At 32.9% G+C, this 16,047-nt stretch carries 12 protein-coding genes; 2 read left to right on the top strand and 10 right to left on the bottom strand.

All coding sequences use genetic code 11. The annotated features are described in order from the left end of the window. Positions 1–482: 482 nt before the first annotated feature. The 8 genes from bioB to LS73_RS08860 all read right to left on the bottom strand — a co-directional run bounded on the left by bioB (position 483) and on the right by LS73_RS08860 (position 7,653). Complete coding sequence (gene bioB, locus LS73_RS08895) at positions 483–1,469, bottom strand: biotin synthase BioB (protein WP_034558695.1); 987 nt, start codon at positions 1,467–1,469, stop codon at positions 483–485. A gap of 99 nt (positions 1,470–1,568) precedes the next feature. Further along, positions 1,569–2,132 (bottom strand): 2-oxoacid:acceptor oxidoreductase family protein, encoded by a 564-nt coding sequence (locus LS73_RS08890; protein ID WP_034558693.1) that lies wholly within the window; start codon positions 2,130–2,132, stop codon positions 1,569–1,571. Further along, a complete protein-coding gene (locus tag LS73_RS08885; RefSeq protein WP_034558691.1) occupies positions 2,132–2,962 on the bottom strand; it encodes a 2-oxoglutarate ferredoxin oxidoreductase subunit beta in 831 nt (276 codons plus the stop codon). The genes LS73_RS08890 and LS73_RS08885 overlap by 1 nt, the downstream gene beginning before the upstream one ends. 32 nt (positions 2,963–2,994) lie before the next feature. After that, on the bottom strand, positions 2,995–4,125 hold the full coding sequence (locus tag LS73_RS08880; RefSeq protein WP_034558689.1) for a 2-oxoglutarate synthase subunit alpha: 1,131 nt from the start codon (positions 4,123–4,125) through the stop codon (positions 2,995–2,997). After that, positions 4,118–4,450 (bottom strand): 4Fe-4S binding protein, encoded by a 333-nt coding sequence (locus LS73_RS08875; protein ID WP_034558686.1) that lies wholly within the window; start codon positions 4,448–4,450, stop codon positions 4,118–4,120. Before LS73_RS08875 ends, LS73_RS08880 begins: the two co-directional genes overlap by 8 nt. Positions 4,451–4,485: 35 nt before the next feature. Further along, complete coding sequence (gene sucD / locus LS73_RS08870) at positions 4,486–5,361, bottom strand: succinate--CoA ligase subunit alpha (protein ID WP_034558684.1); 876 nt, start codon at positions 5,359–5,361, stop codon at positions 4,486–4,488. Between the two features lie 31 nt (positions 5,362–5,392). Then, positions 5,393–6,556, bottom strand: coding sequence for an ADP-forming succinate--CoA ligase subunit beta (gene sucC / locus LS73_RS08865; RefSeq protein WP_034558682.1), 1,164 nt, complete (start codon positions 6,554–6,556; stop codon positions 5,393–5,395). Positions 6,557–6,708: 152 nt separating this feature from the next. After that, positions 6,709–7,653: an endolytic transglycosylase MltG gene (locus LS73_RS08860; RefSeq protein ID WP_233708786.1), complete on the bottom strand. Its 945-nt coding sequence runs from the start codon at positions 7,651–7,653 to the stop codon at positions 6,709–6,711. Here LS73_RS08860 and LS73_RS08855 point away from each other — a divergent pair. Further along, entirely contained in the window at positions 7,643–12,238 is a 4,596-nt protein-coding gene (locus LS73_RS08855) for an AsmA-like C-terminal domain-containing protein (protein ID WP_034558680.1), read from the top strand. The genes LS73_RS08860 and LS73_RS08855 overlap by 11 nt on opposite strands. Before the next feature lie 32 nt (positions 12,239–12,270). On the opposite strand, the gene LS73_RS08850 is transcribed toward LS73_RS08855, so the two are convergent. Next, positions 12,271–13,077 carry a hypothetical protein gene (locus LS73_RS08850; RefSeq protein WP_104692236.1) on the bottom strand — a complete coding sequence of 269 codons (807 nt, stop codon included), beginning with the start codon at positions 13,075–13,077 and terminating at the stop codon, positions 12,271–12,273. A 178-nt stretch (positions 13,078–13,255) separates the two neighbouring features. Then, on the bottom strand, positions 13,256–14,923 hold the full coding sequence (locus LS73_RS08845; RefSeq protein ID WP_034558679.1) for a hypothetical protein: 1,668 nt from the start codon (positions 14,921–14,923) through the stop codon (positions 13,256–13,258). Positions 14,924–15,221: 298 nt separating this feature from the next. Between LS73_RS08845 and LS73_RS08840 the strand changes: the two genes are divergently transcribed. After that, entirely contained in the window at positions 15,222–15,701 is a 480-nt protein-coding gene (locus LS73_RS08840; RefSeq protein ID WP_034558677.1) for a DUF4149 domain-containing protein, read from the top strand. Positions 15,702–16,047: the final 346 nt, after the last annotated feature.

Raw genomic sequence — 16,047 nt, 5'->3', positions numbered from 1 at the left:
TATATCTAGCTCATATGCAAGCTAGATATATGATCTTAAGAAATATCTAATTTTAGGTAGATAATAAAGCAAAGTAATCTTGAAGCAAGTCAAGATTTTATGCAAAGATATGACAATAATACAAATAGAATTAATAATTAGTGGCTATATAATATGAATAAATTATAGTTATTTGATTGTAATCTTAATAGTTTATTAAAATTCATTTACTTTGCGAAAACTATAGATTCTATGATTTTAAAAAAATCAACACAAACAAAACAAAAATATAATTTAGAAGCAAAAAATACAAACACCATATTATTAGTTTTATTATTTGATTTAATTGGCATTATTTAGAATTAATGCTTGCCCACTTAAATTATATTACCTTCATTTTAGTTTAATAAAAACATAAGCTTAAGCAATATTATTTAGAAGATTTTACTTATAATCCTAATTAAGAAATAAGGATTCTGATAAATTAACAATATCAATGACAATCATATTTTTGCTTCAATAAAAGTTTCTTTTTTAAGATTCAATTTACTAAAAAGCATGTCATCCTTATCTGTCTCGTTATTATTAGTAGTAAGTAATTTATCTCCATAAAAAACAGAATTTGCTCCAGCAAAAAAGCATAATGCCTGCAAAGAATCACTCATGGCATTCCTACCTGCTGAAAGTCTAATATAGGACTTAGGCATAAGAATCCTAGCAGTAGCAATAATTCGCACAAAATCAAAACAATCAACATCAGAAATTTTAGAATCTAGGTTGTTATTATCAAGAGAAAGAGGAGTGCCAGGAATCTTTACCAAACGGTTAATAGGTATAGACTCTGGAGGAATAGGAAGATTTGCCAACAATACAAGCATATTAATTCTATCTTCATTGCTTTCACCCATGCCCAAAATACCACCTACACATATCTTAAGCCCAGCATCTCGTGCATTCTGAATTGTATTTAATCTATCCTGAAACGTGCGAGTGCTGATAATTTTAGGATAAAATTCAGGAGAAGTATCTATATTATGATTGTAAAAATCTAGCCCACTTCTCTTCAATTTTTCCGCTTGTTGTTGTGTTAATGAGCCTAGTGTAGCACAAGTCTCTAATCCAATCTTTTTAACATCTTCAATAACACTACAAATAATATCTAATTCTTTATCGCTAGGCTTCTTACCTGATGCACCCATACAGAATCTTTGAGAGCCGTTTTCTTTGGCAGTCCTGGCATACTGTAATATGGTGTTAGCATCAAGAAGATTATGAGACGAAACGCCAGTTTGATAACGTGCTGACTGTGCGCAATACGCGCAATCCTCTGTGCAAGCCCCAGTTTTAACACTAAGTAATGTGCTAGTTTGAATCGTATTTGATAAGAAATGTTTAATATGAATATCATGTGCTTGTGCAATCAAATCCATAAACGGACTTTGGAAAATCTCTAGTGCATCTTTAAAATTTATCTTATTAACTACAGTCAAAATCAATCCTTTTATTAAAAATTCATACCTTACAAAAATTCAATGCAATGCGCAAAATAGACAAAATTTTGAAGTATGTATAAAACCCATAAACAAAAATTATGCAAGAACCTTATCAAAGCACTCAAGAGCATACTTCTTGCCTAACTCATAGGCTTTTTTATTGACTTCGGCAACCTTCGCAGGAACCTTGCTTAACATTGTCTCTATCACTAAATCCTCTTCAACACAATTAGTAAAGGTTACGGTTGCAGCTAAAGCTACTACGCTTTGCGTTACAACATTACCAACCTCTTCTTTTGCAATAGTAATAATTGGAATCTCATAGATCTTAAATCTTTCCCTATCTTCATTGGTTGGCTTAACTAGATTAGGCTCTAGCACTACAATGCCACCCTCTTTGATACCAGATTTATAAATATCATAGCTCATCTGCGCAACAGATAACATAAAGTCTATATTGCCATCCATTGCATAAGGATATAAAATTTCATCTTTGTCAAGCAAAATATCAACCTTAGTAGGACCTCCACGCACTTGGCTAGTATATGTAGAAGCTTTAACACCATAACCACCACCAAGTATCTTGGCTTCAGCAAGGATCTCACCAGCTAGTAAAACACCTTGTCCGCCAACACCAGTAAAACGTAATTGATGCTCCATTAGTGCCCTCCTTTTTTTGCTGTTACTTTTGCTTTATATTCTGCATAAGCCTCGCAATATTCTTTTGCTTCAGTATCATGCTTTAAGATTCCAGTAGGAAATTTATCTTTCTTGTCTTCAGGGCTTAATTCATCATATTTTCTTTTTGGCAAAACTCTAGAATCAAGCCACTTAAGCATATCAGTAGCTTCTATCATTTTATTCTTTCTACCAAGATTTACATGGCAATTAGAGTTAATATCAAATAAACTAAAACCCTTATGCTTAAAGCCTTCAATAAAAACTTTTTCAATCTTCTTAGGATCAAGTACGCTTTCCCTTGCTACAAATGTAGCACCTGCTGCTATGCCTAGTTCACAAATATCGAATTGATTATCGATATTTCCACCAGGGGCAGTAACAGTCCAAAAACCCTTTGGAGTTGTGGGAGATGTCTGAGAATTAGTCAAGCCATAGATGAAATTATTGATTATGATATGATTTATATCAATATTTCGTCTACAAGCATGTATGGTATGATTTCCACCAATAGCCAAACTATCACCATCTCCACTTACTACAATTATATGTTTATCTGGATTTGCAAGCTTAATTCCTGTAGCATAAGGTAGAGTTCTGCCATGAGTAGTATGCACGGTATTACAATTTACATAAGAACTCATTCTTCCGCTACAACCAATACCACTAACTAAACAAACATCGTTCATATCCCAGCCAATAGCGTTTATAGCTCGAATAATGCTTTTTAGAATCACACCATCTCCGCAGCCCCAACACCAAAGTGTAGGCATTTTCTCAACGCGTAAATACTCATCATAATTAAAAGCCATTATTTCTCCTTTATATTTTATTGTCTTATGGATTACTTCATAGAACGCAACTTCTCAATCACTTCATTAGGAGCGATAGTTCTACCATTTGCACGACCCATAAATTCTACACTGCGACCCAATATACGTTCAACCTCTTCTCGATATTGCCCCTTATTTAACTCAATCATGAGTATTTTATCAAATCTCTCACTTAACTTTTTGAGCTCCTTTTCAGGACTTGGCCATATTGTTATAGGTCTAAATAAACCAGCCTTAATATCAGATGTTTTTCTTAGCTCATGCAAGGCTTCCTTGATTCCCAAAGTAGCACTTCCATATGATATTATTGCTATATCTGCATCATCAAGATATAACTCTTCATTATTGCTTAGATAATCAGCACGGCTTTCTACTTTATTGAATAATCTATCAATTAGAGCTTGTCCTTCTTGTGCATTTTCAGTAGGAAACCCAATAGCACCGTGATGCAAACCTGTAATATGGTATCTATAACCCTTAAAAAAAGGATTAAGGATTGCAGGCTCATCATGTCCTACACCATAGGGCTTATAGTCCTTTGGATCTCCTGTAAACTCTTTCCTCTTCTTTAGATTCTTTTGAATTTCCTCTAGATCAGGCAGCATAGTTTTGCCATACATATGTCCTATTGTTTCATCAAGCAGCAAGAATACAGGTTGCATAAATTCTTCTGCAAGATTAAATGCACGAACACTTTGTGTGTATGCTTCTTCTAATGTCCCGGGTGCTAATGCAATAGATTTATAATCTCCATGTGTAGGATACCTAGCAAATGCTATATCTCCCTGCCCTACTCTTGTTGGCATGCCAGTTGATGGTCCTAAACGCATAACATTCACAATCACTAATGGAATCTCTGCCATATATCCTAATCCTATTTGTTCTGCTTTTAGGGAGATTCCTGGTCCAGAGCTACCAGTCATAGCCTTTACACCACTCATAGAAGCACCAAGCGATACAGAGATGCCGCTAATCTCATCTTCCATTTGAATAAAATTACCACCATGATGAGGCAGTAAATGTGCCATTTCATGCATTACGTCTGAGCTTGGAGTAATTGGATAGCCACCATAGAATTTACAACCCGCATCAATTGCTCCCATTGCTACAAGTTCATTTCCACCTGTAATTACCTCACGCATTGCTTACATCCTCCTCAATAGCCATAAATTTATTTGCTTTAATCTTATCTGCCCTTGCCTGCGCAGCCTTATCAGTCTTAGCAAACTTAAACTTCTTCCTATCGGCAACAGTTATTGCAAAATCTGGACAATGGAGTTCACATTCCAAACAGCCAATACAACTTTCAGGGTGTATAACCATTACGATCTTTCCTAACACTTTATGTGAATCAAGCTGCATTGCCAATACACCGGCTGGACATCTTGAAACACAAATATCACAAGCTTTACATCTCGCCTCATTAACCCAAACTGGGACATTTTCAGGCATCACAATCTCTGACATTATCTTCTCCTTATAATTTTGGGTTTGGGTCCCAATTAGCCAATAAGCTTCTTCATTGTCAAACCAATTTCTGCTGGGCTCTCCGCAACAATGACACCAGCTTTCCTTAGTGCTTCTTGCTTTTCAGCTGCGGTTCCCTTGCCACCACTTACAATAGCTCCAGCATGCCCCATTCTCTTCCCTTTAGGTGCAGTAGCTCCAGAGATAAATGCAACTACTGGTTTTTTAATTTGCTCCTTAATCAATGCAGCAGCATCAATTTCTAAACTTCCTCCAATCTCGCCAACCATAACAATAGCTTTGGTATCAGCATCTGCTTCAAACATTGGCAATATTTGCTTATAGCTTAGCCCAATAATTGGATCACCACCAATTCCAACAGCAGTAGAGATTCCTAGTCCTTGTTGAACAAGCTGATTCGCGCTTTCATAAGTTAAAGTCCCGCTTTTAGAAATAAGACCAATATTGTTACTTGCTTTTTTAAAGATAAAGCCGGGCATAATGCCAATTTTGCATTCATCACTTGTAATAACTCCAGGACAGTTTGGTCCTATCATATCCATACCTTGCTTTTTAGCATAGATTTTGGCAAACATAATATCCTTTGTTGGTGCGCCCTCTGTGATAACTACAGCTAGCTTAATGCCACCTGCAGCAGCCTCTATAATAGCATCTGCAACAAATGCTGGCGGAACGAAAATCATGCTAACAGTAGCTCCTGTTTTGCTTACAGCTTCTTTTACGGTGTTAAATACAGGCTTACCTAAATGTTGTGTGCCACCCTTATTTGGCGTAACACCGCCAACAATTTGTGTCCCATAAGCCAAACACTGCTCGCTATGAAAACTGCCTTCTTTGCCTGTAAAACCTTGAACGATTACTTTTGTGTCTTTATTTACCAAAATGCTCATACATAATTCCTTAATATTATTTTTTACACATTTATTTTGCTGCTGCTACAACTTTTTGTGCACCATCTTTTAGATTTTCTGCTGCAATTAGATTCTTAATACCCGCACCTTTTAGAATCTCCTTAGCCTTCTCTGCATTTGTCCCATCTAAGCGCACTACAACTGGAACATCAACGCTACTAATCTTTGTAGCTTCAATAATTCCATTTGCCACTCTATCGCACTGAACAATACCACCAAATATATTAACAAAGATAGCTTTTACATTTTTATCTTTCAAAATGATCTCAAAACCTTTTGCTACAGTTTGAGGATTTGCACCACCACCAACATCTAGGAAGTTTGCAGGCTGCCCACCTTCATACTTAATAATATCCATAGTAGCCATTGCAAGCCCTGCACCATTTACCATACAACCTACATTACCCTCAAGCTTAACATAGCTTAGATTGCTCTCACTTGCTTCAATCTCACTTGGCTCTTCCTCTGTGAAGTCTCGCATAGCAACAATATCAGAATGTCTATATAGGGCATTATTATCAAAACCAAGCTTTGCATCAAGTGCTAGAAAATTACCATCTCCTGTGAGAATTAACGGATTAATTTCAACCTGCTCTGCATCTTCATTGATGAACACATCATAGAGAGCTTTTGCAAATTTGCTAAATGGTTTTTGTTGTTCTTTTGTAAGTCCTAAGCCAATTGCTAACTCTAGAGCGTGAAATGAGCGGAATCCAATAGTAGGATCAATTGCTACTTTAATAATCTTTTCTGGACTTTTCTCTGCTACTTCTTCTATTTCCATTCCCCCTTCAGTTGAAGCGATAAATATAGGGCATTCTAACCCTCTATCAAGCACAACTGCTATATAAAACTCTTTTTTTATATCCAAGCCTTCTTCTACATATACCTTACCTACTTTCTTCCCAGCTGGACCTGTTTGATGAGTTACAAGTGTCATACCAAACATAGAATCTGTAAGTGTTGCCACCTCATCAAGACTTTTTGCTAGTTTAACACCGCCAGCCTTACCTCTACCACCTGCATGTATTTGTGCTTTCACAACCCATACGCTACCGCCAAGTTCTCTTGCTATAGCTTTGGCTTCATGTCCATTGCTTACAACACGACCTCTTGGCACAGATACGCCGTATTTTTTTAAGACCTGTTTTCCTTGAAATTCATGTATATTCATCATATTCTCCTATTTTTATAAAGCAGATGCAAAATAAATTATGACCAAAAATGCTCTCTACGATTTGCGCACTTTGATTAGCGAGATTCTCTTGTAAATTGACTTAAAAAAAATTTAAATGTTATAAAAATTCACATTTTTTAAAGATAGTGTTAATTTTTTACCTTACTAATGTTTCTCAAATGTTCTTGATAATCATGTGTAAAATCATGCGAGCCATTTTTATTGCGCATAAAATATAAGTAATTAGTATTTGCTGGCGATATGGCTGCTTTAATGGCATTTATACTTACACTGCCGCTCGGGGTTTTTGGAATCCCTGTGTATTTGTAAGTATTAAATTCGCTAGTATCATTTCGGATTCTATCTGGAGTTACGCGAATGTGAGAATATTTACCATAGTTTAGAGATCCGTCCATTTGTAAAGGCATATTTATTGCAATTCTATTATCAATAACGCTTGATATAAGCGGCATCTCTTCCAAATTAGCAGCTTCTTTTTGTATGATTGAAGCTTTAGATATATACTTAAACCACTCATCTTGGATATATCTACCAAGCAATTCACTTGCTAGCTCTTCATGCCTATGTAGCGATGTTTGTAACAGATATGAAATAATAAATTCTTCATTGGCTTGATATGGAATACTATAAGTATCAGCTAAGATAACACCATCACTATATGGAGAAAGCCGCTCATATATGGATTCTAGCTTACTCACATCAAGATTAAATGTGCTTGCAATATTTCGCAACAAAAAGTAACTAGTCTCTCCTGGTATTAAAGTAAAACTCTTAGTAGCAGCTTTTGCTGTTGTAAGTGCTTGCAAGAATCTAATTTTGCTTAGGGATATGTCAAAATTTATGGAATCTTTTGTATCAAGGTTAGAAAATTCATGATCTATATATCTTGGTGGAATCTCAATCCAACCACTTTGTGGCTTACCGATAAAATGTAGCAAATAAGCATCATATAGGCTAAGCTCATAGCCTTTAGATTGCAAATGTGTTATAATATTTTTGGTAGAACCCTTAGGGATAAATATAATCCTTTCAGACTTGATAGGAATCATAAGATAGAACAAAATGCCGACCAAAAAAAATATCGAAGCCCCAAGCAAAATATTACAAAATCCCCTAACAGAAAATGGAGAAAACGCAGACCTTAGTCTATACAATAACTCCAAAACTTACCTCCACACACAAGAAAAAATAAATGTAACTAAGGAAAATATAAGAGCACAAGAATCTTTAAGCCTAGATCTAGCAAACAACATCAACACAGATAAAAAAAACACCAACTTGGAAAAAGAAATAACAAGCGATATTAACCATAGCCTAGATTTGCAATTGCAGTTAGACACAAATAAAAATGCAACATTAACCCTAGATGAAAAATCAAATAAGGTTAATATCAAATCATTAGATTCTAAAATTAACGAAGAAAGCCCAAAGCATAGCCTAGAATCCTCACAAGACATAGGAGTAATCCTTGCTCTAAATGAGTTACAACAAAAATACCCCATTGTAACAGCACAAATCAACAAGCAACAAATGCACAAAGCTACAATGAATAATAAGCTCATATCTAGCCTCTCTAAGCCTGTTTTTGCGCCTAATAATACAAAAAAACAAACAAAATCGCAACAAGATTTAAATCCTAAAAATCAATCTAAAATAATAAAAATTACTAAAAATACGCGAAAGAATAGATTTGTTAAAAAGCCATTTTTCAGCTCAATTACATGGTTTGTTGTAATTATTGCAATAATGATTGCAGGATATAAGACTCTTAGAGATGGAATTAGTATTGAAAGCCTTTCCTTTGGAGATATACATATCAAACAAGTTTTTTTGCAACTAAATGAAAAGCTAACGCTAGAAATTGATAATATAGATATAAGTGCGCTGGAATCACAGCCAAAAAAAGATGAAGATCAAGATATTGTAGATACAGTAAAGCATAGTGCTGAATATATTCAAAAGACACTATACGCGCTAAGCTATTTTGAGCGGCTAAAGATAAAAAACCTCATTTTATCCAATAATAAGCATATATCGTTATATTATGATAGTGTGAGCTATAAGCTTGATACGCCAACGTTTCATGCTAATTTGTCCATCAAAGATAATCAAAACAGCATTAAAATAACAATCAACGAATTTTTACTTAAGAACTTTCCTATACAAATTAATGGTAAAATTACATATATGATTCCAAAAAATGAAATGGAATTTAACTTTGGCATGATTCTAGAATCAAAGCAAATCCTAAATGCAAACGGCAAAACTAATTTTCACAAAATAGATTTAAATGCTTCTAGTATAAAGCTTAAAAATCTTGATTTAATAAAGCCTTATATAGACGGGTTGGACAATATGGCTTTAAGAAAAACATTGCAAGATTGGCTCTACGACAAAATAGAATATGATTCTTTACAGCTCACAAGACTACAAACAAGCATAAATATCAATAATATAACAAAAAGCCTACTAGATAATACAAAGGCAAACATCACAATAAAAAATGCAGCCGTAACATTAAACCCGGGAGTGCAGCCAATCTACTCACCACAAGTAGAGATTCAATTCTCTAGGGCAAATCTAAAAATTATACCTATGTATGCTACTTTTGCAAATATGAATCTGCATGGCTCAGAAGTACTAATTTCCAATATACCATCTAGTAATATCTATATATTTCTAAATGGAAAAGATGTCAGATTAGATTCACATTTAAACAAACTGCTTCAAAGCTATGATGTCTTTGTCCCTGTAATGCAAGAATCTATAAAATCCAAACAAAAACAAAATGAATTTAAAAACAGAGATCTGTCCACAATAGCAATAGAACAAACCATGCAAGATACTGAATTAATCGTAACGCAAGCAATAGATAATGATTCCAAAAATATAGAATCTATAGATACAGGCTCTATATTTACGCAGAATGCAAACATGGATAAAAAACAAGCAGAACAAAATGAGCAAGCAAATACAGATGTCTCATCGCTGTATGATAAAATGCTAGAGTTAAATTCAAATACAACTCTAAAAAGTAAATCTTCAATAAATGCGCAAGACGATAATAATTCTAGTTTACACTTAAAAATAGCAATTGAGGTGGATAAGAAAGATGCAAATAAACATCTTTTCTCATTGCAAGGAGCAGTGCAAGCAAAGCTAGCCAATTTATCACTATTTGATATTCCATTAGAAGCAAAGCAAATAAATGTAGCATTAGATATTACACCAAATGATAGCTTTATTTATATCAATGGAACAAGAGTTAGATGGAAAGGAATCTTTAATGCAGATGCAAATATAATATTAGACTTAAATAAAAAAACACTAAAGGCAAGCACACATATACATGAAGCAAGATTGAATTCAAAAAACATATATATATTAAGCAATGAGCCAAAAAAAATGGCACTACAAGATCAAAATCTTGAGAATCAAGATATGGATCTCATTAGTCAAAATCTTAAAAATAAGAATGCAAATAATGGAATCTATCTTAACAATACTAGCGAAATCATACAACAAAGCTCTCTTCAAAAAAAACTAAAGCAGTATGGATATAGCATCAATAAAGCTAGCACTATGCAAAATCAGCAAATAGCACCTAATCCAAATCAAACAAACAATATATATAAAAGCCTAGCCCAAAATACAGCATTGGACAAAAACGGGAATCAAAATACAAATAAGATAGAATCACAAAATATAAACCCTGTTGATTCTATACCTAACATAGAAAACATAAGTTCTGACATATCCAAGCAAGACAATAGTGCAGCAAAGAATGATGAATATGTGCTAAAAGAGCTAAAAAATAACCCTGTTTGGGACAAACTAAAGATAAGGACAAAAAAGACTAGAGAATTTAATAAACTAAGCCAAAAAGAGTTAGAGGATCTAGCATTAAAGCAAATTAAAATAGATGAAGAGGGGCTAAACCTAGAGCATGACTTCATAAGAATCAACAACACAAATATTAACCTATCCCTAAGCTTCAAAGATGATTTAATACTTAACATTCCAGCACTAAGCCTATCGTTAAGACAAGGAAGTAAAAATCTAAATATCAAAGTAGACAGTCTTGATAAGATTCTAAAATTCTCACCACTTGCAAGATATTATGGTCTTGAGCATGGTAGCTTTAACTTAAATGTACCATATTATGATTCAAATCTAAAAGAAAACAAAAATAACGAAAACGCAGATATTCATAATAAGCAAAATATAAGCAAAGATGTTAAAGCTAAAGCTGCACAAAATAACCAAGATAAGGATACATCAAAAAATAGCAATAATAAACAAAATGTGCAATCAACCCAAACACTAACACAATCAGGCACTAGCACTCATATTGTGCTTAGCAATCAAGATGAAATATATAACAAGAATCACAACAGCCAAGACCCTAAAAATGAAAAATCTAATAATCAAGAATCTAATGGTAAAATATCCAACCAATACAATAACAAGCAAAGCCAAAAGAATATAGAACAAAATAAACAGCCCTTTAACGCTGAATTTATACTCAATCTAACACAATTAAAATATCCGATATATACAATCTCACATCAAAAAATAACATTTCTAACTCTAAAAGGTGAAATAAAGAATGGTGCTTTAACCATTACAGCAAACCCAAACCTAGACTTTAAGAGCCAAGATTCTCTAAGCATGTTGAGAATTAAGGGATACAGAATCAATGTTGATGAAATGTATGAATCAAAGATTCCCTTCTTTGTAGAATTACTAAAAGATAGTAAAAAGGAGGATTTGCCATATTCTGAAGCAGAGATTAAGCAGGAGCTAGCCTTAATAGCAATAAAAAATAAATTACGTAAGAAGATGAAAATAAATGCAGCAGATTTCAATGTATTGGGAGAAAATTTACAACTTACATTTCTTGGATACACAGCACCTTTTGATAGCATCACTGTTCGATCTGTTGATGATAGAATCGTGATTGATGGACAGTATGGAAAGGGAATTCTAAATGTAAATGTCATTAAGGATAATATAAGCATTAAGGCAAAAAACTTTAGCGGGGATTTTTTAAATACAGTTTTAACATCTACAAAGGACGGCAAAAAAATACTAGAAGGTGGTATCTTTAGCGTAGATTTATTATATAGAGGTCAAATTCTAAACGGTTCTGCAGAGATACAAAACACTTCTCTAACTAACTTTAAGGCTGTGCAAAATATATTCGCCTTAATTGACACTGTGCCATCATTATTCATATTCAAGAATCCGCATATCACGACAAAAGGCTACCAAGTAAGCTATGGTAAAATATTATTCGCAATGAATGAAGATTATATAGGATTACAAAATATATTCCTGATTGGTGGTTCTATGGACATAAATGGTTGGGGCATTATTGATAAAGATTCGCAAGAAATGAATATGAATCTAAATATTTCTACAATCAAGAATTTAAGTAAATTTATTAATAAGATTCCAATTATTGGTTATCTGATACTAGGCAGAGAAGGACAAATTAATACCAATCTAATCTTAACTGGTAAATACAGCGACCCAAATATACATATTACATTAGCAGCTGACATTATCAAAGCACCATTTAATATATTAAGAAGAATCTTTACGCCAGTAGATTTGAATACAAACAGAATGTCAAATGATGAAGCCATATATTAGGAATCTATTAGCTACGATTTAACTGTTAAGTCCTATCTATCCACACATGCCCATGTTTTAATTTGATTAATGCTACTAATTTCATCTGCATTTAGAAATATCACAAAAGCATAGTGGTTTTCTTCAGGTTTTTGTTTAATAAGAAAAAATAATCGGCTGTAATAAGACAATGCCATAGGACTTAGTGGCTCTACTTGATAAGTAGCAAAGGTATGTCGCTTGGTATTAACTAATAACTTGCTAATTAGTCTTACAGGTTTTTGCTCATAATCTGCAAGACTATAATCTCGGAAATCAGAATATAGATTAATAATGGATTTCCCACTAGAATCCAAGAAAGAAAAATACAAATACGAAGACATTTTATTTAACTTATCTGAAATCATACGAGAATACTCCAAACGAATTACCTCAAAAAATTCCCAATACACATCAGACATTCCATACCAGCCCTCTTTATTAATATAACTTAAGCTAAAGTCTCCAAATGCAATACAAGAATTTCTAAATGTGCGCAAATCCTTAATATTCTTTATAGCATCTATATTAGAACTACTAAGAGACATTTTTGTGCCCAAATCCTTAAGATTACTAATGAATTTGTCTTGATAACGAAACTCAAATTGAACTACATACGGAATCAAAAATACATTATAATCATTAGTATATCCATCTATTAGCTCTTTATCTAACCCAAACTCATTATACCTATTAAGAAGACTATGCGACTTCAAGGCAGAAAAATCTGTTATATTCGCATAGTATGCATTGCCTGATATTAAAGGTTCTACAAGTAATTCATCAACCAAACTATCATAGTTTAAATTATCATTAAACATTATCACATGTCCCTAAACAATATAGAGCAACTTTATAAAAGCACCTATAATAATTATTTTCCAAGTTAAATCCTTCGCATTAAGTATAAAAATATAGAATTATCGCAAAAATTTACCTAATCGCTAAATGAAATCCTCAAAAGACAATATAAATTTATATATTTGTTCCAAAACCATTTTACTTCAAAACTTTAAAAATATAAAAATTATAATCAGAAAACTGACCAACATTCTTATTATCCTCGCCCCTTGCCTTACTCTTAATATAACGTATCAAACTCCTTAGAGATAAATTTGGTATATCGATATTATAAGAAGAGGCATATAATAGCGCATATTTGTCTGAAGCTGAAAGTAGCTCAAAGATATTTGTTTTGTGGGCATAAGGCACAACAATAATATCGTCCTTGTTAGGACTAAATTCATTATTAAAAAGAGAATCTACATCAAAGTTAAGACCTCCATGAAATCTAAGCCATTTATCAAAACTTACATAAATCTCTACTCCAGATTCTGGATTGATGTCTTTTAAGTAAATTTTGGTGTAATCATTCCTAATTGTATAATCACTTAGGAATCTCACGCATTCTTGAAAATTCCTAGGCACTAGTTTGTAATGACCAAAGAGTAGCAAAGAGCTAGGCAAAGTAGCTAACAAGAAATATAACATACATACAATAAAAAGCCATTTACAAAACACTAGACGAAAGCAAAGGAGAATCCAAATGCAAATAAGTGGCAACCCAAATACATAACAAGGCAACATATAATGATTGGCTGGGAAAATTCCAATCGCAATATATTCTGCTATAAATACAAAACAAGCTAGTATCATAGAGATAAGCAAAGCGTTAATAGCTCGGCTTTTTATCCATATAAAAAGACATAATCCAAAACCTACAAATATAGACACAACAAGGAATGTTTCATTTAAAAATATTTTCCAAAAGACAAAGAATACTTTTGATATTGCTTTAGATGATTGTGAGCTATCCATACCATATAGATATGTTGTATCTTTTTGTGTGATAACTATAAAATAATACATCAATAACCAAATAAGACTTGAGATTATTAGAGCTATATCAAATATAATTAACTTAATATTCCTAAGCTTACTTGAGCCTTGCGTAATTAACTCATTTGCAATATTTGATTTACTATATTGAGCTTGCTTAGTGCTAAAGATATATATCACTAAATGGCAAAATCCAAACGCGCCTAAAAATGCAAATGCAGTTTCCTTATAATATAGCGAAGCATTGGCGAAAAAAATTCCAAATAACAAAATAATATAAGACCTATAACGAGCTTTAAAATCTGATGTATATTCATTGCATAGTATGTATATATAGCATGCAAAAAATAGCACTAAGAATAAAAATTCTAGCCGTTCAGGCACAAACAGCCTTAAATAGCTCTGTATAAAAGCTGGTGTAATAAGTAGCAATACAATACAAAAAGACACTACAAAGGATAAATTAGCTCTATTAACATCTATATTTATAGAATCTAACACATGGCTAGAAACAGTGCTTAGCACATAATGCAATGCTAATATTATTAATACGATACATAACGCATTAAAAACATAAAATACTAAAGCATTGGGTGAAAATAGAAAACTTAGGATATTCAAATCCATACCACTTAGAGGATAGAATCGTCCAATATTTATCATAATATGATGTGTTAATGGAATGTAATTATTAGTTAATAATGTGCCTACTAGTGTATGATCATCTATGATTCCAAAGTCTGCAAGTATGACTACTCCAAACAAATACAATAAGACAAAGCCAATCAGAAAGTATTTATTCCCGACTATGCGAAGAGTCTTACTCATGGCTACCCCTAACTAAAATAAATCTCTAATGAAACCATAATGAATTTATGATGAAAAAACGATAAATTTACGAATTTATTTTGAAGATTCTTTGACTATTATTCAAAGCAACAATGGCATACAAACGTAATATAAAAACAAGCAAAGAAATGCTTGCCTATTTAAGATAACATAAGCAAAATTTTAGTAACTTCTTTGGTTTTTAAATATCAATTTTTGATTTATAAATACTAATAAATCTTAATTACATAAATTCTATAATATCATTTTACAAATTCAAAAGATTATAAGGATTATTATGGGCAATAATTTTTTCAGAATCATAGATTCTTTATATTTGTTGTTACTAGGCATTGGTATAGGAGGGATTATTGCGTGTGGCATGTTTGCAGCACCTGTTATATTCCATGCAACAGATTTTATTTCGCAAGATGCAGCAAATGTATTTGATAACGCAGATAGCGGGCAGATTATGGGAAACATATTCTTAAGGCTAAATTATTATTTGCAAGTTTTGCTAGTTGCAATAATCTTATATGAATTGTTCAACTCCTTTTACGCCTCTATGATGGGTAAGATTTGGTTACTTTTTGCGATTTTAAATGTAGCTTGTATAGCATTATTTGTATGGTATTACACTCCTTTTATTCTTGATTCAAACAGTCTTCAAAGTGATAATTTTGAATCAATGCACTCTCAAAGCGTATTGGTATTTAAGATACTTTTAATAAGCCTAATAATTGTATTTATAGGCAGAGCATATAAATTACGCAGTTAATTAATACTACATTTATCTTTGAATCACACTCACTTAAAAGCTGTGAGAGATAACAAACTAAAGCCAAATATTGCAAGATAAGTATTGTAAGCTAGCTAATAAGTTTTTTGCTTAGAATCTAAAGTTTAGAATCAAAATAAACCCAACTACCCCCAACTCAAAACAAGCGAAGCGAAGTTTCTATGCGAAGCTGGAAAAACAAGCGAAGCGAAGTTTCTATGCGAAGCTGGAAAAACAAGCGATAGCTAGTTTCTATGCGAAGCTGGAAAAACAAGCGAAGCGAAGTTTCTATGCGAAGCTGGAAAAACAAGCGAAGCGAAGTTTCTATGCGAAGCTGGAAAAACAA

Source organism: Helicobacter muridarum, assembly GCF_000765805.2.
GTDB classification, from domain to species: domain Bacteria; phylum Campylobacterota; class Campylobacteria; order Campylobacterales; family Helicobacteraceae; genus Helicobacter_A; species Helicobacter_A muridarum.
Note: the sequence above shows the minus strand (reverse complement) of the source record. Positions and strands in the feature narration are given on the sequence as shown.

Coding starts and splice junctions, on each gene's coding strand:
- sucC (WP_034558682.1), bottom strand. CDS start 6,556: ATGAATATACATGAATTTCAAGGAAAACAGGTCTTAAAAAAATACGGC.
- LS73_RS08880 (WP_034558689.1), bottom strand. CDS start 4,125: ATGCGTGAGGTAATTACAGGTGGAAATGAACTTGTAGCAATGGGAGCA.
- LS73_RS08890 (WP_034558693.1), bottom strand. CDS start 2,132: ATGGAGCATCAATTACGTTTTACTGGTGTTGGCGGACAAGGTGTTTTA.
- sucD (WP_034558684.1), bottom strand. CDS start 5,361: ATGAGCATTTTGGTAAATAAAGACACAAAAGTAATCGTTCAAGGTTTT.
- LS73_RS08845 (WP_034558679.1), bottom strand. CDS start 14,923: ATGAGTAAGACTCTTCGCATAGTCGGGAATAAATACTTTCTGATTGGC.
- LS73_RS08875 (WP_034558686.1), bottom strand. CDS start 4,450: ATGTCAGAGATTGTGATGCCTGAAAATGTCCCAGTTTGGGTTAATGAG.
- LS73_RS08855 (WP_034558680.1), top strand. CDS start 7,643: ATGCCGACCAAAAAAAATATCGAAGCCCCAAGCAAAATATTACAAAAT.
- LS73_RS08885 (WP_034558691.1), bottom strand. CDS start 2,962: ATGGCTTTTAATTATGATGAGTATTTACGCGTTGAGAAAATGCCTACA.
- LS73_RS08840 (WP_034558677.1), top strand. CDS start 15,222: ATGGGCAATAATTTTTTCAGAATCATAGATTCTTTATATTTGTTGTTA.
- LS73_RS08850 (WP_104692236.1), bottom strand. CDS start 13,077: ATGTTTAATGATAATTTAAACTATGATAGTTTGGTTGATGAATTACTT.